The organism is Ectopseudomonas composti, assembly GCF_001567565.1.
GTDB lineage: Bacteria > Pseudomonadota > Gammaproteobacteria > Pseudomonadales > Pseudomonadaceae > Aquipseudomonas > Aquipseudomonas composti_A.
Window position 1 is genome coordinate 51,469 of sequence record NZ_LSSW01000029.1, and the last position, 23,434, is coordinate 74,902.

The following is a 23,434-nucleotide window of genomic DNA, read 5'->3' on the forward strand; positions in this document are numbered from 1 at the left end:
TGATGCCAGGAAAACAGCCCAATCTGCTATCCATTTCGCCGTCAACGGTAGTGCCTGAGCAGGAAGTCCAGCAGCAGGGCGCTGACCCGCTCGCTGCATTCGGCCTGCAGCCAGTGGCCGGCGCCGGGTAGATCGTGGCGTTCCAGGCGCGGCACCTGGTCGGCCATGCGCTTGAGTGTCGGCGCCTCGAAGCGGCCGACCGGATCGTTCTCTCCAAGCAGGAACAGCGTCGGCTGCGCCACCTGCAGCCCGGCCAGGGGTTCAGTGCGCTGCCAGTTGCGCTCGAAATTGCGGTACCAGTTCAGCGCGCCGCGAAAACCGTGGTGCTCGAAGGTGCGCAGGTAGTGGGCGAAGGTCGCATCGCTGCACCAGGGCGGCAGCGGCAGGTCGTCCGGCATGTCATCGAACAGCCGCGCATCGGCCGGCTTGTCCGTCGCCAGCAGGGCATCGCCGAGGCCGCCGAGCAGCAGGCGCAGGCTGCGGCCGATGTCTTCGTCCAGTTCCGCCTCGGCCAGCCCCGGCTGCTGAAAGTAGAGGATGTAATGAAAACGCCCGGCGTAGGCTTCGCGCATCATGTCGATGGCCGGTCGCTTAGGCCGGCCGCCGAAGGGCACCGACAGCGCACCGAGCGCCTTGACCCGCTGCGGTTCCAGCAGCGCCAGGTGCCAGGCCACCGGCGCGCCCCAGTCATGGCCGACCACCGCCACCTCGCGCTGGCCGAGCATGTCCATGGCGGCCTGGATATCGCCGCACAGGGTGATCAGGTCATAGGCCGCCGGATCAGCCGGCGCGCTGCTGGCGCCGTAACCGCGCATCTCCGGGGCCAGCACGCGGTAGCCGGCGGCGGTCAGAGCCTCGATCTGCGGATGCCAGGCGTACCAGCACTCGGGAAAACCATGCAGCAACCACACCGGCTTGCCGTGCTCGGGGCCGGCGCTGTACAGGCTGAGTTCGATGCCGTTGACGGCGAGCAGGCGGTGATCGATAGGCATTGAGATGTCCTTACCAGGTGTCGACGAATGGACGTTTCTTGCCGTCGCGCCGTGGCGGACGCGGCGCCGCATTGAGACCGCGCAGCAGCCAGGCGCGGCTGTCGGCCGGGTCGATCACGGCGTCGATCTCAAGATAGCTGGCCATGTTCAGGGCCTTGCCGTTGTCGTAGGCCTTGGCCACCAGCTTGTCGAACAGCGCCTGGCGTGCGGCCTCGTCCGGCTGGGCTGCCAGTTCCTTGGCAAAACCCAGGCGCACTGCACCCTCCAGACCCATGGCGCCGAATTCGCCGCTGGGCCAGGCGGCAGTGAACAGCGGCGAATGGAAGCTGCCGGCGGCCATGGCCTGGGCGCCGAGACCGTAACCTTTGCGCAGCACCAGGGTGAAGAACGGCACCGTAAGGCTGGCAGCGGTGACGAACAGGCGCGAAACGTGGCGCACCGTGGCCTGCTGCTCGGCTTGCGGCCCGACCATGAAACCTGGGGTGTCGCACAGCGAGACGATGGGCAGGTCATGCGCCTCGCACAGTTGCAGGAAGCGCGCGGCCTTGTCGCCAGCCACGGCATCGATGGCGCCGCCCAGGTGCGCGGGGTTGTTGGCAATCAGGCCGAACGGCTTGCCTTCGATGCGGATCAGCGCGGTGATCAGGCCGGGGGCGAACTGGCGGCGCAGTTCCAGCACGCTGCCGTAATCGGCTAGCAGTTCGATCACCTTGCGGATGTCGTACACGCGCAGGCGGTTTTCCGGTATCACCTGGCGCAACTCGCGGCTATCGCTGCACTGCCAGTCGCTCACCGGGCCCTGGAAATACCCCAGGTACTGCTTGGCCAGGGCGACCGCTGCGGCTTCGTCCTCGACCAGCACGTCGATCACCCCGTTGGGGCCTTGCACGTCGGCAGGGCCGACCTGCTCGGGGGTGAAACTGCCGAGCCCGCCGCCTTCGATCATCGCCGGGCCGGCCATGCCGATAGTCGCGTTACGAGTGGCGATGATCACGTCGCAGCAGCCGAGCAGCGCGGCGTTGCCGGCGAAGCAGCGACCGGACACCACGCCCACCGTCGGCACCAGGCCGGAGAGTTTGGCCATGGCGACGAAGGTGTGGCAGTCCAGCCCGGCTACGCCGACGAAGTCGGTATCGCCCGGTCGGCCGCCGCCGCCCTCGGCGAACAGCACCACCGGCAGGCGCCATTGCTCGGCCAGGGCCAGCATGCGGTCGGTCTTCTTGTGGTTCATCACGCCCTGGGTGCCGGCGAATACCGTGTAGTCGTAGGCGATGGCCATGCAGCGTGCGGCCTCACTGCCGAAACTCGCGGCGTTCACTGTGCCGATAGCGGCGACCAGGCCGTCGGCCGGGCTCAGCTCCAGCAGTTCCTCGGGCGAGCGTCGTCGGCGCTGGGCGGCCAGAGCCATGGCGCCGTATTCGATAAAGCTGTCTGCATCGAGCAAGTCCGCCAGGTTTTCCCGCACGGTGCGCTGGCCGGTCTTGCGGCGCTTGGCAACGGCTTCGGGGCGGCGCGCATCGGTCAGGCGGGCGTGGCGTTCGAGCACCTCGGCCAGGTCGGCGCGGATATGCGCCAGGTCGAGCGCCTGCTCGCCGTGCTCGGCGAGGCCATCGACCTCGGCCGGCTGCAGGAACGCCAGCGCCTGGCCCTCGACTATGGTGTCACCGGGGGCCACGGCCAGCGCGTGGACGATACCGCTGTGCTCGGCCTTGACCTCGAACTCCATCTTCATCGCCTCCAGCACGGCGATGGTCTGGCCGGCGGCCACGGCATCACCCTGGGCCAGCGCCAGGCTGACCAGCACGCCAGCGCAAGGGGCGCTCAGAGCCAGCGTGCCAGGCGGGGCGTCGACAGTGGCATTGGCGCTGTGCAGCGCGGCGTCAGCGGCGAAATAACGGTGCGGGTGGGCCTGTTCGCGCGCCGCCAGCAGATCGCTCAGGTGGCGCTCGACATAGCTGGTGTCGACCCGGTTGGCGATCACCGCCTCGCATTGCAGCAGGTTCTGCAGCAGATGCAGGTTGCTCGCCACGCCTTCGAGGCGAAATTCGCACAGCCCCCGGTAGGCACGGCGCAGGGCGCCGGGGTAGTCGCTGGCGCTGGCGATCAGCTTGGCCACCAGCGAGTCGTAGGCCGGGCTGACGGCGTAGCCGGCATAGCCACAACCATCCACACGCAGGCCAGGGCCGGACGGCGGCTGGTAGGCGCTTAGCACGCCAGCGGCCGGGCGCGCGCTGCCGTCGGCGAGCAAGGTTTCCAGATTCAGGCGCACTTGCACGGCGTAGCCATTGGGTGCTGGCGGCGTGAGCAGGTTCAGCTCGGCCAGGCTTCGACCTGCGGCCAGGTGCAGTTGTGTGTGCAGCAGGTCGACGCCGCTGATCTGTTCGGTGACGGTGTGCTCCACCTGCACACGCGGGTTGGCTTCCATGAAGTAGAAGCGCCCTGGTTGGTCGAGGTCGAGCAGGAACTCGAAGGTGCCGATGCCGCGATACTGCACCTCGGCGGCCAGGCGCAGGGCGCTGGCGATGATGGCATCACGGGTAGCCACATCCAGATCGGGGCTGGGGGCGATTTCCACCAGCTTCTGGTGGCGGCGCTGCAGGCTGCAGTCGCGTTCCCACAGGTGGCTGACCGCGCCGCTGCCGTCGCCGAGCACCTGCACTTCGATATGCCGGGCGCGGCGCACGCGCTTCTCCACGTACAGCGCGCCACTGCCGAAGGCGCCCTGGGCTTCGGAGGTACAGCGGGCGAAGGCCTCGGCCAGTTGCGCCGGATCGTCCACCGCACGCATGCCGCGTCCGCCGCCGCCGGCCAGGGCCTTGAGCATCACGCTGCCGTGCTCGCGTAAGAAGGCATCGGCCTGTTCCCGCGTGATGGCGTGATTGAGACCCGGCACCAGCGCCACGTCGCAGCGCTGAGCGAGTTCGCGGGCGGCGGCCTTGTCGCCGAACAGTTGCAGCGTCTCGGGCGTAGGGCCGACGAAGGTCAGCCCGGCAGCCTGGCAGCGGCGAGCGAACTCGGCGTTCTCGGCGAGAAAACCGTAGCCGGGGTGGATGGCCGTGCAGCCCTGTTCGCGGGCGATGGCGATCAGCTGATCCATGTCCAGATAGGCTGCGACGCCACGTCCTGCGAGCGGCAATGCCAGATCCGCCTTGCGCGTGTGCAGGCAGGCGCTGTCATCCTCGGCGTACACCGCAACGCTACGGATACCGAGGTCGGCGCAGGCCTGGGCGATGCGGATGGCGATCTCGCCACGGTTGGCGATCAGCAGGGCGGGGAAGGGCATGGCGGCTCCGGACGTCTTGTCGTTATGGAGCCATCTTAGGAGGTTGGTGGCCGGGGTAAAGCAAGCCTTATACGGCGATCATGCAGTCATAGATGACAATGATGGGCAGGCGGCTAGCGCGGCTGAAGCCGCTCCTACAAGAGCGGCCTGGCAGGTAGTTGTTCAACAGGCTGCTAGCTGCGCCGCTCGACGATATAGCGCGCCAGCTCGCGCAGCGGTTCGGCGCTGTTGCCGAACGGGCGCAGCATGTGCAGGGCCTGGTCGCGCAGCTCCAGGGCATAGTCCTTGGCCGCACTGAGGCCGAGCAGGGCCGGGTAGGTGGGCTTGTCGTGGGCTTCGTCCTTGCCCTGAGTCTTGCCCAGGGTCGCGGTGTCACTTTCCACGTCGAGGATGTCGTCCTGCACCTGAAAGGCCAGGCCGATGGCCCGGGCGTACTGCAGCAGGGCCTTGTGCGTCAGTTCGTCGGCGTTGCCGCTGGCCAGGGCGCCGAGTGCCACGCTGGCCTCGATCAGTGCGCCGGTCTTGTGCCGGTGCATGATCTCCAGCGCTTGCTGGTCGAGTCGCACGCCGACCGAGCCGAGGTCGATGGCCTGACCGCCGACCATGCCCGCAGGGCCTGCGGCCTGGCTCAGAATTTCGATCATCTGCAGGCGCGTCTCGGCATCCTGCGGGTTGCGCCGGCGATCGGCGAGCGCGCCGAAGGCCAGACTTTGCAGGGCATCGCCGGCGAGGATGGCGCTGGCTTCGTCGAACGCTTTGTGGGTGGTCGGCTGGCCGCGACGCAGGTCGTCGTCGTCCATCGCCGGCAGGTCGTCATGCACCAGCGAATAGGCATGGATCAGCTCCACCGCGCAGGCGGCGCCGTCGGCTCGTTCGATATCGCCCTCAAGTGCTTCGCAGGCGGCGTAGACCAGCAGCGGGCGCACGCGCTTGCCGCCGTTCATGACGCTGTAGCGCATGGCCTGGTAGAGACGTTCGAGTTCGCTGCGCGGCGCTTGAAAAAGCTCCTCCAGGGCGCCGTCGACGCGGCTCTGGCAGCGTTTCTGGTACGCCGCGATCATGCCGATTCGTCCGTCTCGAAGGGCGCAGCCTGCAACTCGCCGTCGCGCTCCAGCAGGATCTGCACCTTCTGTTCGGCCTGGGCCAGGGCGGCCTGGCATTCACGGGTCAGGCCGATGCCTTGCTCAAAGGCGGTCAGCGAGTCCTCCAGCGACAGCTCGCCGCTCTCCATGCGTTCGACCAGAGTCTGCAACTCGGCGAGGGAGTGTTCGAAGTCGGGGGCGGCTTTCTTGCGGGCCATGGCGCGGATTCTCGCTGATTCTGGAACGGTCGCGACACTAGCAGAGCCGCGCCGTACGGGCAAATCAGCGGGCTGATCGATAGGCGCTTGCAGGAGCGGCTGGGTGGCATTCCGTTCTGTCCAGGCACCCACCGGCCATCGCGGCTGAAGCCGCTCCTACAAAGGAGTCGCTTTATTACGCAGAGAAGTAGGTACTCCAGAAGTAATAGAGCGTCATCGAACTACCCACGATGATCACGAAGCTGCGCAGCAGCGCCGGTGGCAGCTTCTCGCCCAGGGCGCCGCCGGCATAGCCGCCGAGCGTGGCGCCAGTGAGCAGGATGGCCAGCTCGTACCAGCTGACCCGCCCGGCGATGACGAAGGTCAGCGTGGCGATGCTGTAGATCACCGCCGAGATCAGATTCTTCAGGGCGTTGGCGCGGGCCAGCGGGTGACCTTCGATGGAGAACGCGGCGAGCTGCAGGATGCCCATGCCGGCGCCGAAGTAGCCGCCATAGATCGACACACCGATGTGCGCGCCCAACGACAGCGGCGTGTGCGGTGGGTGTTCGGCCTCCTTGCGCCGTGCGGCGAGCCAGCGCCCCAGCCAGGGACTGGCAGCGAACAGGGCGGTGGCGGCCAGCAATAGCCAGGGGATCAGCACGCGGAACACGTCGTCGCCGCCAGCCAGCAGCAACAGGCCACCGAGCAAACCGCCCGCCAGACCAGCGAACAACAGGGGCAGCAGATAACGGCCGAGTGGTCGCAGCGAAGCGCGTGCGGCCCAGGCCCCAGCCAGGCTGGCCGGCCACAGTGCCACGGCGTTGGTGGCATTGGCCGTTACCGGCGGCAGACCGGCAGCGAGCAGGGCAGGGAAGGAGAAGAAGGTGCCGCCGCCAGCCAGGGCGTTCATGCCCCCGGCGGCGAAACCGGCGAGGGCCAACAGCAGCAGATCGGACAGAGTCATCGGGCAGGCTCGCACTAAAAGAGTGCAGCATAAGAGCTGGCGCCTCATGCAGCCAGCCCGACCAATGGCTCAGGGGGTTTTGTCGCTCATACCATCATCGATAACGATGCCTTGCTCGCGCATCTGCTCGATCAGGTGTGCGCGGGTGTCAGGAAGGTTGAGCATGCTCACCTTGCGCAGACGGGCGACTTCGTTCTCGCTGTAGGGCTGGTAGTGCTCCGGCATGCTGGCACCCGCCATGCCGTTCTTGTCCAGCAACCAGTTGAGCAGGTCGGCCAGCTGCGCATTGTTGAGCGCCGATTGCGACATGCCGGGTACGCGCACCAGGAACTCGCGCCCGCCCTCGACCTTGAGGAAGTTGCCGACGAAGTCCTTCATCTTCGGCGTGTCGTTGATCTTCGAGCCGGTGCCATCGCCCAGGTGACAGCCGGCACACTGCAACTGGTAGTTGACCGGTGTGCTGTAGCCGGCCTGGGCAATCGGCGTTTGTGGCGACTCGTTGCCCGGCGCGTGTTTCTGGTTGGGATCGGGGATCGCCCGAGCCATGGCCAGGGGGGCGACCATGGCGCAGGCCAGTCCGATGATGAGCTTACGCATGCTGGCCCCCTTTTTCTCAGATCGCGACGCCGCGGATGACGGCGATGGTGCAGTTGTAGATGTTCGACTTGGCGGCCAGGCACCAGTTGATGTCGTTGTTGTTGAAGGGGCGATACAGCGGTTCCTCGCTGTCGTTGCGGGTACAGGCGCACTGGGTGCAACTGTGCTTACCGCAGCAGTCGTTGTAGGAAATGATGTAGTCCTTGCCATCGCCCGGGTTGCGGCAGGTGCCGATCCAGCTGACCTGCGATACCTCGGTGCCCGGTGGGCAAGAGGTGACGGAGCCGCCGCAGCAGCTGCAGAGGAAGCCGTCGATGGAGCAGTAGCGCCAGTAGTCGCAGCTATTGGGGTCGCCCGGATCACCGGCCTTGGGCGCTTCGGCGGCCAGGGCCTTGCTGGTGCGGTCGATGGGCAGCAGCAGGGGCAGGGCGGCGCCGGCGACCATCAGCGAGCCGAGGCGACCGAGGAAGTTGCGCCGCGAGGTGGTGTCGGCCACGTGGCGAGTGGAGCGTTCGAACAAGCGATCTAGCAATTTCATGTCAGGGCTCCCTGGCTCAGTGGTTGTGCGCGCCGTGGGCGTGCTGGCTGTTGTGCAGGTACTGCTGGAGGGTGGCGCTACCCAGGTGCTCGGTCTCGAACAGGCTGTCGAGGTGCTCGCGGGAGTTGACCAGGCCCTTGGCGCGCAGCACGCCGGCGTTATCGATCAGGGCGGCGTAGGGCAGCTTGCCGATCTGGTAGGTCATGCCCACTTCCGGGCCGACCACGTAGGTGGCGTCTTCGAGCTTGTGCTCGGCGATCAGCGCTTTTTGCGCGTCCATGTCACCGTCGCTGACGTAGATCACGTCGAGGCGATGGGCCTGTTCCTTGGCGATGGATTTGATCGACGGCAACAGCGACTTGCAGATCGGGCAGGTGGGCGAGAGGAAGAACAGCAACTGCGCTTTCTCGCCGGCGTAGCCGAAGTTCACCGGGCGACCAACGCGGTCGACGGCAGTCACTTGCGGGGCGGGCTCGTTGACGGCCACGCCCTTGTCGACCATCAGCGCGCCGGCGGGCGCCAGGCGACCATGCAGCACGCCGATCTGGCGTACCAGGCCCATGACGGCGAAGGCCAGAGCGATCAGCAGGCACCACAGCAGAATGTTAGAAACGATCAGAGCTTCCATGATTCACCTTCCGATGAGTTTGAGCAGACGGGGGCTGTTGGCCAGCAGGCCATCAGCGGTGGCGTAGATGAGCAGGGCCACGGCACTGGCGGCGATGGCGACGAAGCCATCGAACAGGCCCAGGTCGCGGCTCTGTGGGGCAACACTGGCGACCAATGCCAGGCTTACCAGTACGGCGTTGCGTGCCAGCAACAGCGGACGGATCGGCTGATCCTGCTGCGGCCCGGCGCAACCGCAATCGATGTCGCGACGACCGCGCCACAGGTTGATGGCGATGGCCAGCGCGTAACTGGCCAGCAGGGCGGCGGCGCCGAGTGCGGCGAAATGGCGAGCCATCGGCACCAGCAGGGTGAAGGCCAATACCGCTTCGAGCCACGGCAGCATGCGGGCGACGGGGCGCACCAGCGCTTGTGGCAGCAGCTGATAGTTTTCCAGCTGACTGGCGAAGCGGGCTGGCGCGCGCAACTTGTGGGTCGCGGCGCTGGCCAGGATCACCGCCACCGTGATGGCGGCGGCTATGACGAAGATCGGATCAGGTTGCATGACGGCACCTCGTCAGTGGCTGAGGACGTAAATCGCGGTCTTGGCGATTTTTTCCACGGTACCGTTGTGCTTGCCGCTGGTCAGGTCGAAGACCTCCAGGCCGCCGATGACGTTGGCGCCGAGCAGCAGCGGCTTGTCGTCGGTGGTGGCGCGCAGGCTCCAGATCGGCGCGGGAGCTTCCAGGGTACCGATGTGCTTGTGTGTCTTGAGGTCGAAGACCCAGATCACCGGGCTAGGGTCTTCCCACTTCAGCGATTCGTGTGCGTCGTGCATCAGCACATAGAGGCGATTGAGCTTCGGCGCAACGGCAATCGACTGCCAGCCGCCCGGCGCCCAGCCAGCCTTCTTGTCGGCGGCGTCGGTCACCAGCTCCCAGGCGGGAATGATCTTCGGCTTGTCGCCGGAGAAGTCCACGCCGCGAACGGTGCCGGTGGTGCTGACGAAGTAGTAGGTGTCGCCTACCGCGTAGGCACGCTCTACCAGCTTCTCGGCGTTGGGGTCGAAGAAGGCAGTGTGGCTACGGGCGACCTCCTTGCCGGAGTCGTCGATGGTCACTACCTGCAGATTGCCGTCGCCGCACAGCGAGGCGAAGCGGCGCTTGCCGACCGGGTAGTTGAGTACGCAGCCGGGAATCGAGATCTCGCTGACCACCTTCTTGGCCTGCGTGTCGACCACCGTGACCGAGGTGGACGGGGTGAAGTTGTAGATGTAGACGAAGCGGTCGTCCGCGCTGGTGCCCAGGGCATGCGGCTCCGGCAGCATGACCCCGCGCTTGCTCGGGATCACCACTTCCCAGTCTGGCGACAGGGTGCTGGTGTTCCAGGCTGTGAGCACGTCGGTGCGGGTACCGCGTACGCCGCGCGAGTAGTAGAGGTCGGCGGTGTACAGGTGCTTGCCGTCACGGCCCAGGGTCGACGGCGCGGCAAAACCGGTGCTGATCATGCCGAGCATGCGCTTGCTCTCGGGATCGACCACGGTGATGCGGCCGGTCACCAGGTTCTCGAACTCGGCGTCGATGATGTAGGCACGGTGCGGCGATGGCGGGAAGGGCAGGGTTTCCTGGCCGATGGTGTCATTGGGTAGATCGGCGTGGGCGCTGAGCCCAGCCAGGGACAGAGCTAGCGCAAGGGCTGTCTGCCGGATGATCCAGGGGGTTCGCATGGAGTTCTCCTTGTTCTTGGGCATGCAAGGCATTGCCCTCGGAGGTTGTAGCGGTCGGGCCAGGCGGGTGCTGAACATACGGGCTTTCTCCGGGAGCAGGTGATGGGGAATGGGCATCACAACGATCCTAAAAACGCTGCCTGGTGACTTGTAAGCGCCTGCACGAAACTTGTATTTGCCTGCCAGTCTCCAGCCCTCTGGCGCTCCATGGCGCGATCTGGCAGGCATCGGCAAATGAATGGCAGGCAGATGAAAGTTCGCGCGGGGGCATTGGACATAGCGTCGAGTCTCGCCAACTCCACTCACGACACTGGGGATCGCTATGCGCAAATTGCCAACGTTTCATCTATCCACTCTTGCCTTGCTGATCGGGACCGCGTTGCCGGCCGCTGCAGTCGAACTCTATGCCGATGACGACACACGCCTGCAGGGCAATCTCGAAGCCGCATTCGGCATTTTCCACAGCGGTGAGAACTACGCGGCCAGTGGCCGCCTGCAGGAAGGCAGCTCGTCCTGGCGAGAGGGCTACGTCAAATATGGTCTGAGCCTGGATCAGGGGCTGGGCAGCATGGGCAGTGGCTATGGCGCCTTCTCCCTGCTCAGCTCGGCGACCTGGGGCGACGGTGACGCGGCGGGCTTCTCCGATGGCTCCGAGCGCACCACGAAAATCGAGGACGCCTACCTCGGCTGGCGCTCGGGCAATCTCTTCGAGGCACTCGGCGAGGACGGCGTGGATGTCTCGTTCGGCCGGCAGAACGTCATGGTCGGCGACGGCTTCCTGATCAACGGTGATGCGCTGAACATCGGCAAGGGCCTGGCCGATGGTGAGTTCAACCGTGGCGGTGCCTACTACCTGGCCGCGCGCAAGGCGTTCGACCAGACCGCCGTGCTGCGTCTGGGCGGGCAGCAGGGCTGGCGCGGCGACCTGATGTGGTTGAAGTCAGACAACCGCGCGCAGGCCAAGACCGAACTCTACGTCGGAACCCTGGAGCACGTGGCCGATGCCGGTACGGTTGGCCTCACCTACATCCGTACCCGCGATGTCGACGAAAACTACGCTTCGCCCACACAGCTTCAGCGCAAGGGCATGGAGACCTACAGCCTGCGTGCAGCGGGTAATGCCGGCGTGGAAAACCTGTCGCTGTCCGGCGAGTACGCGCGGCAGGATCGTGACCAGGGGCCTGACGAAAACGCCTGGTACCTGGAGGCCGGCTGGACCTTCGCCGATGTCGCCTGGTCGCCGACCTTGACCTACCGCTACAGCCGTTTCTCGGAAGGCTTCGACCCGCTGTTCTACGGCTTCAGCCGGGGCTTCGGCACCTGGTTCCAGGGCGAGGTGGCGGGTAACTACGCCGGCCCGTTCAACTCCAACAGCCGTGTGCATCATGTCGGGGTGCGGGCCACGCCACTGGAGAATCTCAGCATCGGTGCGCTTTGGTTCGATTTCGATACGCTCGATCGTGAGCGGGGCGATTTCTCCGGTCGCGAGTTCAATCTCTATGCCGAGCTGGGGCTGACCGAAAATCTGGTGGTGATGCCGGTGGTGGGCCTGTATCAGCCGAAGAAAAGCGCAGACGAGGGCGGTGCCCAGTTGGGCAACAACGACCGTAATCTGTACAGCCAGTTGGTCGTTGCCTTCCACTTCTGACGCCTGAAACAGCTGCCTCGCCAGAGCCTCTGGCGAGGCGCTACGGCCCGTGAGGCGCTCTGTCACGGTGCAACGAATACTGGAATTATCTATTATCCCGGCTTGTTCCCCTCGCAGCGGTCAGTCCATGAAGGTGCCGAAGAAACGTCGCAATCGCTATAACCCGATTAGCGAAGAGTTCCACAAGGAAGAGTTCCCGTTCTATTGGCTGGTGCGTGTTCATGCTCGCTATTCGATGAGCATGGAGCGGTTGTTGAAGAAGGTCGATCTCGACATTCCTCGCTGGCGTGTTCTCAACATCCTTTACGAAACCCAGGATGCCAGCATCTCGGAGATTTCCGAGTTCGCCGTGGCCAAGCTGTCGACCATCACCAAGATCGTCTACCGGATGAAGGACGATGGTCTGGTCGATACCCGCCAGAGCGATGTCGACGGTCGCGTGACCCAGGTCTCCATCACGGAAAAGGGCCGTCAGGCCTATTTCTCCATGCACGAAGTCACCGCCGAGCTGTTCCAGGCTGGTTTCAAGGGCATGACCGAGGCGCAGATCCGCAAGCTCAATCAGACCTTGGCTGCCATGTTCGACAACCTTTCCGAGATCTGACTCGCGTCGAGTCAGCCGTGCAGGTGCGCCTGGCCTGCCAGTTGGCGGCTCAGGGCGGCGGCCCGGTAAGCCCGCGGTGACATGCCGTAGCAGTGCTTGAACACGCGGGAGAAATGCGCCGAGTCGGTGAAGCCCCATTTGTAGGCGATGGTGGTGATCGGTAACGCCTGGTTGCCGGTATCGGCCAGCTCCCTGGCGCTGCGCTCCAGACGCTGGCGCTGGATATAGCGGCAGATACTGTCACCGTCGATCTCGAACTGACGGTACAGCTTGCGCACCGACACGTTCAGTTTTGCTGCCAGCTCGGTCGGTGTCGGCGCATTGGGCAGCGACTCGCTGATGATCTTTTCCGCCAGACGGCGCAGCGGTCGGCCCGGTTCGAGCAACTGTTCGTCGTGGAAGGCGGGGGGCAGCAGGGCGATCAAGGCGTTCTGCAGTGCAGAGCCGTAGTGGTTCTGGGGCGCCGAGCCGAGCTCGCCGTTGGCGATCTGCTGCAGGATGCCCTGCAGCAGGTGCCCGGTCGGGCTTTCCTTCTCCAGCTTGCCGAAGCGCCGCGCCGCCACCGGCAGCAGCGGGTCGACCATGTCCCGGCACAGGTGCACGGAAAGCTGGCGGATCAGGCCCTGCGGCTTCATCTCGAAGGCTTGCGCCGAGTCGAGCAGGGCCATGTCGCCGGGGTAGAGCACGAACTCGCGATCACCCTGGTCGATGGCCATCATTCCTTCGCGCTGCATTACCAGGAAGTAGTAGCGATCATCGGCGCGGCCACTGTTGCCACGCTGGCGATTGATGGCCATGGCGTTGGTGCTGATGTCGGCAATCTCCAGGCCGCCCAGGTCGATGCGCTCGATCTCGCCGATGAAAGACGCGTCATGCCAGGACGGACGGGTTTCGAAACGTCCGCAAACGCTGTGAACGTTGTGGTTCCAGCGTTCGAAATCACGGGATGTATGCACGCTCATGGGGCAGCCTCGCTTTATTCTTGGTGTTTTGGTGCGCTGTTTGTGTCGTTTCTGCACACTTGACAAATAACGTGAATGTTCAAGCATTTTTTGAGCCAAAAATTGCCAGGCGATGTCGATTTGAGATCGGCGGGCGATTGGCTTCGGGCAGGTGAGTGCCTGCGCCTGTAGTGGGCCGCGGGCGGTGTTCGGAGGGGCTGTGGGGGAGGCCGCAGGGGGCAGAGGAGGGTGGGCCGCTGCCTGTGGCAGGCGGCCCGTTTGTAACTTTTTAGTAGCGGATCATCACCGATTTCAGCTCGGTGTAGTCGTCGATGAAGGCGCTGCCGAATTCGCGCCCGGTGCCCGAAGCCTTGATGCCGCCGAAGGGCACCGAGGGGTCGAGGAAGGTGTGCATGTTGACGTACACCGTGCCGGCCTCGATCTGCGGGATCAGGCGCAGTGCGCGGGACAGGTCGTTGGTCCAGATGCTGGCGGTGAGGCCGAAAGGCGAATCGTTGATCAGCCCTGGCAACTCTTCTACTTCGTCATAAGGCAGCACGCAGAGAATCGGGCCGAAGGTTTCCTCGTGCAGCAGGCGGTCCTGCGGGCCGTTGGCCAGCACCACGGTCGGCTCGACGAAGTAGCCGGCGCGGGCCAGAGGCTTGCCGCCGCACACCACCTTGCTCTGCTCGCGGGCCAGTTGCAGGAACTGCGCGACCTTGTCGAACTGCGGCTTGTTGGCCAGCGGGCCGAAGTTGACGCTTTCATCCAGCGGTGAGCCGATGTTCATGCCCTGCAGTGCTGCGGTGAATTTGGCCAGGGTCTCGTCGAGGCGCGAGCGGTGCACGTAGATGCGCTCCGGTGCGGCGCAGACCTGGCCCTGATGTACGTAGCCGGTCTGGATCAGGCCGGCCACCGCACCGTCGATATCGGCATCCGGCAGCAGCGCGGCGGCGTTCTTGCCGCCCAACTCCAGGGTCACGCGGGTGAGGTTGGCGGCCATGGCGCTCTGGCCGACCTTGAGGCCGGTGGGCACCGACCCGGTGAAGGACACTTTGGCGACATGCGGATGTTCGATCAGGCTGGCGCCGACCTCGCCGGTGCCGTTGAGCACGTTGAATACACCCGCCGGCACGCCGGCCTCGATCGCCAGCTCGGCCAGGCGCAGCAGGGTCAGCGGGGTGAACTCGCTGGGTTTGAGCACCAAGGTGCAGCCGGTAGCCAGGGCGGCGGCGATCTTCCACACGCCGATCATCACCGAGAAGTTCCACGGCACGATACCGGCCACCACGCCGACCGGCTCGCGGCGGGTGAAGGCGGTGTACTGCTCGCCGGCCATGGAGGGGAACGACGGGCTCATGGTTTCGCCGTTGATCTTGGTCGTCCAGCCGGCGTAGTAGCGCAGGAAGATGGCGCTCTGGCCGACTTCGAACATGCGCGAGAGGTGGATGGATTTGCCCGAGCACAGGGTTTCCAGCTGCGCCAGTTCCTCGCCGTTGGCTTCCATCAGGTCGGCCAGGCGGTTGAGGACCACGCCGCGCTGATAAGGCGAAGTCTGTGCCCACTCGCCCTTGAAGCTGCGCCGGGCGGCCGCGACGGCCGACTCGACCTCGTCGGCGGTGGCGCAGGTGATCTGTGCGATCACTTCGCCGTTGGCCGGGTTGACGATGGGAACGTGCCGGCTGGAGGTGCCCGCGCGGTACTGGCCGTCGATGAAATGGGCATGGCTGCGCTGGAGGAACTCGCGCACCTGGGGCAGTAATTGGATTTCGCTCATGAAGCACTCCGGAGTTGAGGCGGCCCGAGGTTCTGTGCCTCTGTGGCCGGCTGGGGCATGCGGGCAGCAACGGGCCCGGGCCGAGGGTATCTGGGCGCTATTCATAGCAGCGCCCGCGAGGGTGAAATTGAACGTGAGGGACAGCTTCTTGTAGATGCCTGCCAACCTGGCGCCGGGGATGGATCAGTGGCGTGCGGCCTTGATCCGATCCCAGGCGCTGTCGAGTACCTGCTTGCGGCGAGGCGGCAGGCCTTCCAGCAGGTAGCTGCGGCGCCGTTGCTCGGCGCTCAGCACCTGGGCCGGGTGTGCGGCGACGAAGGCTTGCATGCTGGGCGAGTCGCTGGGCAGGGGCGCGTAGAAACGGGTGGCGCTGGCGTTACGAATGGCCACGGGTGGATCGATGAGAAAGTCGATCAGGCGATAGGCGAGGTCCGGATGGGCGGCGTGGGTCGGTATCGCGAGGGTATCGATGGTGATGGCCGCTCCCTCGTCGGGAATCTGATAGAGCAACTTCGGGTTGCCCTCCATGGCGCGCAATGCATGGCCGCTCCAGGCCATGGCCAGGCACAGTCGGCCGGCGATCAACTCGTCGACGAACGCCCAGTTGTCCAGGCTGTGCAGCAGTGGCGCGACCTGTTCGAGGCCTTGCAACTGGCGGGTGATCTGCCGGTCGCTGCTGGCCGCCAGGCGCCGGCCACGGTAATTGAGCAGCAGCGAGCCGGTTTCCTCGGCGGCATCCAGCAGGCCCAGGCCGCAACCGCTGAGTTGCGCTGCCTGTTGTGGGTCGAACAGCAGACTCCAGCTGCTGGGCAATAGGCCGCTGTAATGCGCCTGGGCCAGCTGCGGATCGACCACCAGGCCGATGGAACCCCACAGGTAAGGCACCACGTGGCGGTTGGCGGCGGGGATGCCGGCCAGGGTCGACAGCAGCCAGGGGTCGAGGCTGGAATAGTGGCGCAGCCGGCTTGTATCCAATGGCGCCAGGCGGCCCTCGGCGATCAATTGTTCGAGCATGAAATGGCTGGGCATCACCAGGTCATAATCGGTACCGGCAGCCAGTGCCTCGAGCAGTTCGTCGGAGGTGGTGAAACCCTGGTAGTCGACGCTGATACCGGTCTGCGCCCGGAAGTCCTCGAGCACCTGCGGGTCGATGTAGTCCTTCCAGCCATAGACGCGCAGCACTTCCTCGGCATGGGCGGTGGTGCTGGCGAGCAGGAGCAGCAAAACGAGTAGCCGCTTCATCGGAGGGCCTCCTGGCTGGGCGAGTGGAGCGAGAGGCGCCGGCATGGAGCGACGCCTTTGTGTGTCATTCAATCGCCCGTTGCCGGCTGTGGCTTGATCCTGGCGGCCAAGTTGTTGTACCTGGCTGCCAGGTTCTCAACCCTTGAGGAAGCGTTGCGCCAGTCCCAACTGTGATTCGGCCAGCTGGTGCAGTGCCTGGCTGATTGCGCTGGTGCGTCCAGCCTGCTGGCTGGTGCGCTCGGTGAAGCCGGCGATCTCGGTGATCTGCTGGTTGATCTGCTCGGCGACCTGGCCCTGCTGCTCGATGGCGGCGGCCATCTGCAGGCTCATGCCGCTGATCTGCGCGACCTCGGCGCAGATGCGCGTCAACGCCTGGCGCGCCTGTTCGGCATCGCTGCTGGCACGCAGGGCCGCCTGTTCGCCGCGTTGTGCGGTGGCCAGGGCCGTACCGCTGTCCTGACGCAGACTTTCCAGTGAACGCTGGATCTCGTGGGTCGACTCCCGGGTGCGTGAGGCGAGGCTGCGCACCTCGTCGGCGACCACCGCGAAGCCGCGGCCGGACTCGCCGGCGCGGGCGGCTTCGATGGCCGCGTTGAGGGCCAGCAGGTTGGTCTGCTCGGCGATGCTCTGGATCACCGTGGCCACGCCGCCGATGGACTCGATGGCCGCCGCCAGGCTGCCAACCGCCTGGCCTATCTCGCTCACCGAGTGACGCATGGTCTGCGCCGAATGCTGGCTGTCATCGGACAGGCGCTCGCCATCGCGTGCCAGCTGATCGGCGTTCTGCGCCGCCTGCGCGGTGTGCTGCAGGTTGCGCGACAGTTCCTGGATGGTGGCGCTCATCTGGTTGATCGCAGCAGCGGTCTGCTCGGTCTCACGTACCTGGCGATCCAGCTGCTCGACCGAGTGCTCCACCACGTCGGCCGAGGTCTGTGCCTGCTGGCGCAACACCACGCTGTTGATGCAGATGCGCGACATCACCGTGCTCATGCGTGCGCGCTGGCTGTCCAGGGCCATGGCCAGCAGGCTGGTCGGGCCGGGGTGCCGGGCGTGCAGCGGGGTCAGCAACGGGTCGCTGTAGGCCTGCATGTGCTGGGCGAGCAGGGCGCGGCTCAACTGGCGCTGACGCAGTGCCGGTTGCAGTCCGGCAAGGCTCAGCGCCAGCAGCAGCGGCGCCCCCAGCGCCAGGGGCAGATAGCCCTGCACAGTGGCCAGCGCCAGGCCCAGGCCGATCGCCAGTTGCAGGCCATGCCCCAGCAGCAGTTCGCCAAGGCGTTGCAGCGCACTCCAGGGCGCCTGGCCGCGCGCCAGGCGCGCATAGAGGCGTTCGGCCTGGCGCACCTGCGCCGGCTCGATGGGTTGGTAGACGGTACCCAGCGCTGCCAGCTTGCCGTCGTCGAACAGCGGCACCACGTAGAGGCTGCGCCACTGCGCGTCGCCCTGCTTGCGACGGATCATCACCGGCGCCGTCCATGGCACACCGGCGCGCAGCGCCTGCCACATGCTGGCGATCACCGCTGCTGGCATGTGCGGATGGTTGAGCAGTTGGTGAGGCTTGCCGAGCAGTTCGTGTTCGGCGTAGCCGCTCATGTCCAGGTAGGCGGCGTTGCAGGTAAGCAGAACGCCCAGCGGATCGAGCCGGGAAATCGGCGGTTCCTGGAAACCTGATGGGGTGTTGCTGGCAGTTTGCATGGCACGACTCCTCGGCTGTAACCCGTTGCGGCCTGCCCTGGGGCAAGCCGTCCGATTACCAGTGCATGGCCCGCTCGGCGCGCATCTTGCGCACCATGGCGGCATAGAACTGGGTGGCGAAACCGCTCTCGCGAATCAGCATCGCGGTGAGGTCGGCGCACTTGGCGGCAACGCCGTCTTCCAACGGGTTGTCCTCGCCGCCCAGGGCACCGGCGGCGCACTGGTTCTCGGCGGCGCGCTGCACCGTCCAGAGCAGGAAGAAGGTCTTTTCGATGCTGCTCTCGCCGACCGCGATGCCGTGGTTGCGCAGCACCAGCACATGCTTGTCGCCCAGGCTTTCGATCATCCGCGCCTTCTCGTCATCGAACAGGGTGATGCCCTCGAAGCGGTGGTAGCCGATACGGCCATACAGCTGGGCGCCGTAGAAATCGTCGTGGGTAAAACCGCGTTTCTTCTGCACCACGGCGGAGATCGGTGTGGTGTGGGTGTGGATCACGCACTGGATGTCGTCGCGTGCGCCGTGCACGGCACTGTGCAGGGCGAAGCCGGCGGGGTTGCCGTCGTAGGGCGAGGGTTCGAGTTTCTTGCCGTGCAGATCGACCTTGAGCAGATTGCCCGGGGTAACTTCGCTGTAGTTCAGGCCGAAGGGGTTGACCAGGTAGTGATGCGCGCGGCCAGGCAGGCGCGCGGAAATATGGTTGAAGATGGTCTCGGTCCAGCCGAACCAGTCCACCAGGTGGTAGCAGTAGGCGAGCTTGACGCGCAGGTCCCATTCTTCGTCGCTGCAATGGGCGGGCTTGCTGAAATCGGTCATGGCGTTCATGGCGAAGTCTCCTATCAAGGTGCGGGGCAATGGGCCTGACCGGACACACTGCGAAAGCGCGCCAGGGCGAGGATGTCTCGGGTGATGGGCATGCTCAGGCCCTGGTAGCCGGCCAGCTCGACCACCGCGTCGCCGATCGCGGCGATCTCCAGCGGCCGGCCCTGTTCGTAGTCCTGCAGCATCGAGGTGCGCACCGCGCCCATGCCGGCGCCCAACTCCATGAAGGTCTGCGGGTCGAAGGCGATGCGCGCGCCATAGGCCGCGGCGGTGAGCAGGGTTTCCTGGAGGATCTTGCCGGCCACCGTCTTCAGCTCGGCCTGGCCATAGAGCTGCTCCAGGGTCGCGCCGGTGACCACCGACAGCGGGTTGGAGCTGAGGTTGGCGATGATCTTGGTCCACAGCTGGTCGCGGATGCGCTCGGTGGCGCGGGCCTCGATGCCGGCGGCGGCGATCAGTACGCGCACCCGCTCCAGGCGTTCGCTCATCCGTCCGTCCGGCTCGCCGAAGATCATCAGGTGCGGGTTGTTCGAGCGCACCACGCCGGGGGCGCTGGTTTCGGCGGTGATGAACACCACGCAACCGAGCACGTGGCACAGGTCGAGGCTGGCGCTGAGCGCGCCGCCTGGGTCGACCGCCTCGACGCGGCGACCGGCGAAGCGCCCTTCGAGGCCGTGGAAATACCACCAGGGCACGCCATTGATCAACGGCACCACCACGGTCTCGGGGCCGATCAGCGGTTGCAGTTCGGGGAGCAGGCCGACCAGGGCGGGAGCCTTGGTGCAGATGAACAGCAGGTCCTGTTCGCCGAGTTCGCGGCAGTCATCGCTGGCGCTGACGGGCACGCGATGCTCGCCGTCCAGGTCGGTCAACTGGATGCCGTTTTCGCGCAGCGCGGTGAGCGTTCGACCGCGCGCCAGCAGGCTGACCGGCTGGCCGCTTGTGACCAGGCGTGCGGCGAGGGTACAGCCGATGGCGCCGGCACCGGCGATGCACACGCGTAGTGGCTTGGAGTCGGGCATGGATGGGGTTCCTTGCAAGCTGACGACGGCGCCCGCCAGGCGGGCGCCGTGGGTTCAGGTGGCGAGCATTTCCTGATGCTTGCTGGCCAGGCCGAGGTAGGCCTCGATCACCCGTGGGTCATCGGCCAGCTGCGCGGCCGGGCCCTGCATGGCGATCTGTCCGGTTTCCAGCACGTAGGCGTAGTCCGCCACGCGCAGGGCGGCGCGGGCGTTCTGCTCCACCAGCAGGATCGACACGCCCTGCTGGCGCAGGGTGGTGATGATGCGGAAGATCTCGCGGGTGATCAGCGGCGCCAGGCCCAGGCTCGGCTCGTCGAGCATCAGCAGCTTGGGCTTGGCCATCAGCGCGCGACCGACGGCGAGCATCTGCCGTTCGCCACCGGAGAGGGTGGCGGCCAGTTGCTCGCGGCGCTCCCACAGGCGCGGGAACAGCTCATAGACTTCCTTGAGCGTCTGGCCGTGGTCACGGTGGCCGCTGCGGTGGCGCTGGAAGGAGCCGAGCAGCAGGTTGTCGGCCACCGTCATGCTGCTGAACAGCTCGCGCTTCTCCGGTACCAGGCCGAGGCCGCGGCCGACCATGACCTCGACCTCCGGCACGGCTTGCAGGCTGCCATCGAAGGCGACCCGGCCACGCGAGCCGAGCACGCCCATGATGGCCGAGAGCAGGGTGGTCTTGCCGGCGCCGTTGGGGCCGATCACGGTGACGATCTGGCCCTGGCCGACGCGCAGGCTGGCGTTGGACAAGGCCTCGACCTTGCCGTAGGCGACGCACAGGTCGCTGACCTCCAGCACCGGGTTGCTCACCTGGTTCTGCGTGCGCTGCAGGTTGTGCATGGGCATGTTCATCACTCCGCTCCTCCGAGATAGGCTTCCAGCACCGCCGGATCCTTCTGCACCTCGGCCGGCAGGCCGAAGGCGATGCGCTGGCCGAACTCCATCACCACCACGCGATCGACCAGGCCCATGACGAAGTCCATGTCGTGCTCGACCAGCAGGATCGCCATGCCTTCGCTGCGCAGGCGGCTGAGCAACTGGCCGAGGGCTTCCTTCTCCTTGTGGCGCAGGCCGGCGGCCGGCTCGTCGAGCAGCAGCAGGCAGGGGTTGGCGCACAGCGCGCGGGCGATTTCGAGAATGCGTTGCTGGCCCAGCGCCAGGCTGCCGGCCTCCAGGTACAGGGCGTCACCGAGGCCGAGCCGTTCCAGCTGGCGCCGCGCCTCGCCGAGCAGGCGCGCCTCCTCGGCGCGATCCAGGCGCAGGGCAGCGGCGAGCACGCCCTTGCTGCCGCGCAGGTGGGCGCCGAGGGCGACGTTCTCCAGTACGCTCATCTCCGGCAGCAGCTTGACGTGCTGGAAGGTGCGGCTCATGCCCATGCGTGCGATGCGCCGTGAGGGGATGCCGTTGATGCGCTGGCCGCGGAACAGCACGTCGCCGGAGGTGGGGGTATCGACGCCGGAAAGCTGGTTGAACAGGGTGCTCTTGCCGGCGCCGTTGGGGCCGATCAGGGCGAGGATCTCGCCAGCGTGCACCTCGAGGTTCATCGCGTCGTTGGCCACCAGGCCGCCGAAGCAACGGGTCACATCGCGCGCTTGCAGCAGTACTTCGCCGGCGGCCGGCGCTTCACGCTGTGGCAGCGCGCTGGCCGCGTCAATGGGCAGTGTGGCGCGGCGCGGCTTCCAGCTGTCCGGCAGCAGACGGGTCAGCAGTGGCCACAGGCCGCCGGGCGCGCGCTGCATCAGCAGCACGATGGCGATGCCGAAGACGATCACCTCGTAGTTGCCGGTATTGCCCAGCAGTTGCGGCAGCAGATCCTGCAGCCACTGCTTGAGCATGGTCAGCACGCCGGCGCCGAGCAGGGCGCCCCAGACGCTGGCCACCCCACCGATCAGCGCCATGAACAGGTACTCGATGCCCATGTGCAGGCCGAACGGCGTCGGGTTCACGAAGCGCTGGGTATGTGCGTAGAGCCAACCGGAGAGGGCGGCGAACAGCGCCGAGATGAGGAAGATCACCATTTTGGCGCGGAAGGTGTTCACGCCCATCGACTCGGCCATCAGCTGGCCGCCCTTGAGCGCGCGGATGGCCCGGCCCTCACGCGAGTCGAGGAGGTTCTGGGTCAGCAGCATGGCGCACAGCAGAATGGCCCAGATCAGGTAATAGATCTTCTCGCCCTTGTCCAAGGCCCAGCCGAACAGGGAGATGCTCGGCAGGCCGCTGACGCCGGTGTGGCCGCCGAGCGACTCCAGGGTGCCGAACAGGTAGTACAGCGACAGGCCCCAGGCGATGGTGCCCAGCGGCAGGTAATGGCCGGACAGCTTCAGCGTCAGCGCGCCGAGTACCAGCGCCACGAAGGCGGTCAGGGCCAGGCCGACCAGCAGGGTCAGCCAGGGCGAGGCGCTGGCCCAGGCCAGCCAGGTTGGCAGGTCCTGCACGGTGGTCAGGTAGGCACTGGTGTAGGCGCCGAGGCCGACGAAGGCGGCCTGGCCGAAGCTGGTCATGCCGCCGACGCCGGTGAGCAGCACCAGGCCGAGCACCACCAGGGTGTACAGGCCGATGTAGTTGAGCAGGGTGACGTAGTAGGGCGGCAGCACCGCTGGCGCCACGGCCAGCACGGCGACCAGGGCGAGGATCAGGTAGCGCGGTTTCATTCATCGTCCTCCACATGACGGCTGGTGAGGGAGCGCCAGAGCAGGAAGGGGATGATCAGGGTGAAGACGATGATCTCCTTGTAGGTGCTGGCCCAGAACATCGAGAAGGCTTCGATCAGGCCCACGGCGAGCGCGCCCAGGGCCGCCACCGGGTAACTGACCAGGCCGCCGATGATGGCGCCGACGAAGCCCTTGAGGCTGATGACGAAGCCGGAGTCGAAGTACAGGGTGGTGATGGGCGCGATGAGAATGCCCGACAGCGCGCCGATGAACGTGGCCAGGGCGAAGGTGGCCTTGCCCGCCAGGGTCGGCGAGATGCCCATCAGGCGTGCACCCATGCGGTTCACCGCGGTGGCGCGCAGGGCCTTGCCGTACAGGCTGCGTTCGAAGAACAGGAACAGGCCGATGATCAGCGCCAGGGACACGGCGATGACCCACAGGGTCTGGCTGTTGAACGTCACCGGGCCGAGCGTCAGGCCGGCTTCGGAGAACGGCTCGGTCCGCGCGCCTTCGGGGCCGAACAGCAGCAGGGCGATGCCGACCATGGCCACGTGTACGGCGATGGAGACGATCAGCAGCACCAGGGCACTGGCCGAGGCCAGCGGCTGGAACACCAGGCGGTAGAGCTGCGGGCCGAGCGGCACCACCAGCGCCAGGGTGAGCAGGGCCTGCAATGCCATGGGCAGCTCTGCCAGCGGCAGATAGCGAATCAGGCCGAGCATGGCCAGGGCGTAGGCGAGCTTGAGCGCGATGCGTTTCGGGAAGTGCAAGTGATGACTGGTGCGAATGGCGTCATACAGATCCATGGCGCAGTCGGCCAGGGTCAGGGCCAGCAGCAGCCAGACCAGCGCGGTGGGGTGGCCGGCCTGGATGGCGGCCATGGTCAGCGCACCGTAGGTGACGAACTCACCCAGCGGGATCAGCAGGATGCGCGTCACGGTGAAGACCAGCAGGATCGACAACGCCAGCAGCGCATAGATGGCGCCGTTGGTGATGCCGTCCTGGCCGAGCAGCAGGGCAATCTGGAAATTCATGTCGGAAACTCTTTTGCGGTA

The 23,434-nt window shown here is 66.1% G+C and carries 21 protein-coding genes; 2 read left to right on the forward strand and 19 right to left on the reverse strand.

Annotation, left to right across the window (positions count from 1 at the left end):
* Positions 1–41 precede the first annotated feature (41 nt).
* The 10 genes from PCLY_RS16735 to PCLY_RS16780 all read right to left on the reverse strand — a co-directional run bounded on the left by PCLY_RS16735 (position 42) and on the right by PCLY_RS16780 (position 9,988).
* Positions 42–992: an alpha/beta fold hydrolase gene (locus PCLY_RS16735; RefSeq protein ID WP_061240757.1), complete on the reverse strand. Its 951-nt coding sequence runs from the start codon at positions 990–992 to the stop codon at positions 42–44.
* Positions 993–1,002: 10 nt separating this feature from the next.
* Complete coding sequence (locus PCLY_RS16740; protein WP_061240758.1) at positions 1,003–4,275, reverse strand: acetyl-CoA carboxylase family protein; 3,273 nt, start codon at positions 4,273–4,275, stop codon at positions 1,003–1,005.
* Positions 4,276–4,448: 173 nt separating this feature from the next.
* Positions 4,449–5,336, reverse strand: coding sequence for a polyprenyl synthetase family protein (locus PCLY_RS16745; protein ID WP_061240759.1), 888 nt, complete (start codon positions 5,334–5,336; stop codon positions 4,449–4,451).
* Positions 5,333–5,575: an exodeoxyribonuclease VII small subunit gene (locus PCLY_RS16750; RefSeq protein ID WP_061240760.1), complete on the reverse strand. Its 243-nt coding sequence runs from the start codon at positions 5,573–5,575 to the stop codon at positions 5,333–5,335. The genes PCLY_RS16745 and PCLY_RS16750 overlap by 4 nt, the downstream gene beginning before the upstream one ends.
* Positions 5,576–5,750: 175 nt before the next feature.
* Complete coding sequence (locus PCLY_RS16755) at positions 5,751–6,521, reverse strand: sulfite exporter TauE/SafE family protein (protein ID WP_061240761.1); 771 nt, start codon at positions 6,519–6,521, stop codon at positions 5,751–5,753.
* A gap of 69 nt (positions 6,522–6,590) precedes the next feature.
* Positions 6,591–7,118 carry a hypothetical protein gene (locus PCLY_RS16760; protein ID WP_061240762.1) on the reverse strand — a complete coding sequence of 176 codons (528 nt, stop codon included), beginning with the start codon at positions 7,116–7,118 and terminating at the stop codon, positions 6,591–6,593.
* Between the two features lie 16 nt (positions 7,119–7,134).
* Positions 7,135–7,656, reverse strand: coding sequence for a methylamine dehydrogenase light chain (locus PCLY_RS16765; RefSeq protein ID WP_061240763.1), 522 nt, complete (start codon positions 7,654–7,656; stop codon positions 7,135–7,137).
* A gap of 16 nt (positions 7,657–7,672) precedes the next feature.
* Positions 7,673–8,284: a methylamine dehydrogenase accessory protein MauD gene (mauD, locus tag PCLY_RS16770; protein ID WP_061237225.1), complete on the reverse strand. Its 612-nt coding sequence runs from the start codon at positions 8,282–8,284 to the stop codon at positions 7,673–7,675.
* A 3-nt stretch (positions 8,285–8,287) separates the two neighbouring features.
* Positions 8,288–8,827, reverse strand: coding sequence for a MauE/DoxX family redox-associated membrane protein (locus PCLY_RS16775; RefSeq protein WP_061240764.1), 540 nt, complete (start codon positions 8,825–8,827; stop codon positions 8,288–8,290).
* Between the two features lie 12 nt (positions 8,828–8,839).
* Positions 8,840–9,988 (reverse strand): amine dehydrogenase large subunit, encoded by a 1,149-nt coding sequence (locus PCLY_RS16780; RefSeq protein ID WP_061240765.1) that lies wholly within the window; start codon positions 9,986–9,988, stop codon positions 8,840–8,842.
* Between the two features lie 322 nt (positions 9,989–10,310).
* Here PCLY_RS16780 and PCLY_RS16785 point away from each other — a divergent pair, with 322 nt between their 5' ends.
* Entirely contained in the window at positions 10,311–11,636 is a 1,326-nt protein-coding gene (locus tag PCLY_RS16785; RefSeq protein ID WP_061240766.1) for an alginate export family protein, read from the forward strand.
* A gap of 127 nt (positions 11,637–11,763) precedes the next feature.
* On the forward strand, positions 11,764–12,240 hold the full coding sequence (locus PCLY_RS16790) for a MarR family winged helix-turn-helix transcriptional regulator (RefSeq protein ID WP_061240767.1): 477 nt from the start codon (positions 11,764–11,766) through the stop codon (positions 12,238–12,240).
* Positions 12,241–12,251: 11 nt separating this feature from the next.
* Here the strand turns inward: PCLY_RS16790 and feaR are convergent, their stop codons facing one another.
* From feaR to PCLY_RS16835, 9 genes are all read right to left on the reverse strand, one after another.
* Positions 12,252–13,202: a transcriptional regulator FeaR gene (feaR, locus tag PCLY_RS16795; RefSeq protein WP_061240768.1), complete on the reverse strand. Its 951-nt coding sequence runs from the start codon at positions 13,200–13,202 to the stop codon at positions 12,252–12,254.
* 268 nt (positions 13,203–13,470) lie between these two features.
* Positions 13,471–14,958, reverse strand: a complete 1,488-nt coding sequence (locus tag PCLY_RS16800; RefSeq protein ID WP_061240769.1) for an aldehyde dehydrogenase family protein — start codon at positions 14,956–14,958, stop codon at positions 13,471–13,473.
* 183 nt (positions 14,959–15,141) lie between these two features.
* Complete coding sequence (locus tag PCLY_RS16805) at positions 15,142–16,200, reverse strand: extracellular solute-binding protein (RefSeq protein ID WP_061240770.1); 1,059 nt, start codon at positions 16,198–16,200, stop codon at positions 15,142–15,144.
* 135 nt (positions 16,201–16,335) lie between these two features.
* Positions 16,336–17,892 (reverse strand): methyl-accepting chemotaxis protein, encoded by a 1,557-nt coding sequence (locus PCLY_RS16810; protein WP_061240771.1) that lies wholly within the window; start codon positions 17,890–17,892, stop codon positions 16,336–16,338.
* A 55-nt stretch (positions 17,893–17,947) separates the two neighbouring features.
* Positions 17,948–18,715, reverse strand: a complete 768-nt coding sequence (locus PCLY_RS16815; RefSeq protein WP_156458616.1) for a class II aldolase/adducin family protein — start codon at positions 18,713–18,715, stop codon at positions 17,948–17,950.
* Positions 18,716–18,729: 14 nt separating this feature from the next.
* Complete coding sequence (locus tag PCLY_RS16820; protein ID WP_061240772.1) at positions 18,730–19,734, reverse strand: ketopantoate reductase family protein; 1,005 nt, start codon at positions 19,732–19,734, stop codon at positions 18,730–18,732.
* Positions 19,735–19,788: 54 nt separating this feature from the next.
* Positions 19,789–20,580: an ABC transporter ATP-binding protein gene (locus tag PCLY_RS16825; RefSeq protein ID WP_061240773.1), complete on the reverse strand. Its 792-nt coding sequence runs from the start codon at positions 20,578–20,580 to the stop codon at positions 19,789–19,791.
* Positions 20,580–22,379 (reverse strand): branched-chain amino acid ABC transporter ATP-binding protein/permease, encoded by a 1,800-nt coding sequence (locus PCLY_RS16830; RefSeq protein ID WP_061240774.1) that lies wholly within the window; start codon positions 22,377–22,379, stop codon positions 20,580–20,582. The genes PCLY_RS16825 and PCLY_RS16830 overlap by 1 nt, the downstream gene beginning before the upstream one ends.
* Positions 22,376–23,413: a branched-chain amino acid ABC transporter permease gene (locus PCLY_RS16835; protein ID WP_061240775.1), complete on the reverse strand. Its 1,038-nt coding sequence runs from the start codon at positions 23,411–23,413 to the stop codon at positions 22,376–22,378. Before PCLY_RS16835 ends, PCLY_RS16830 begins: the two co-directional genes overlap by 4 nt.
* Positions 23,414–23,434: the final 21 nt, after the last annotated feature.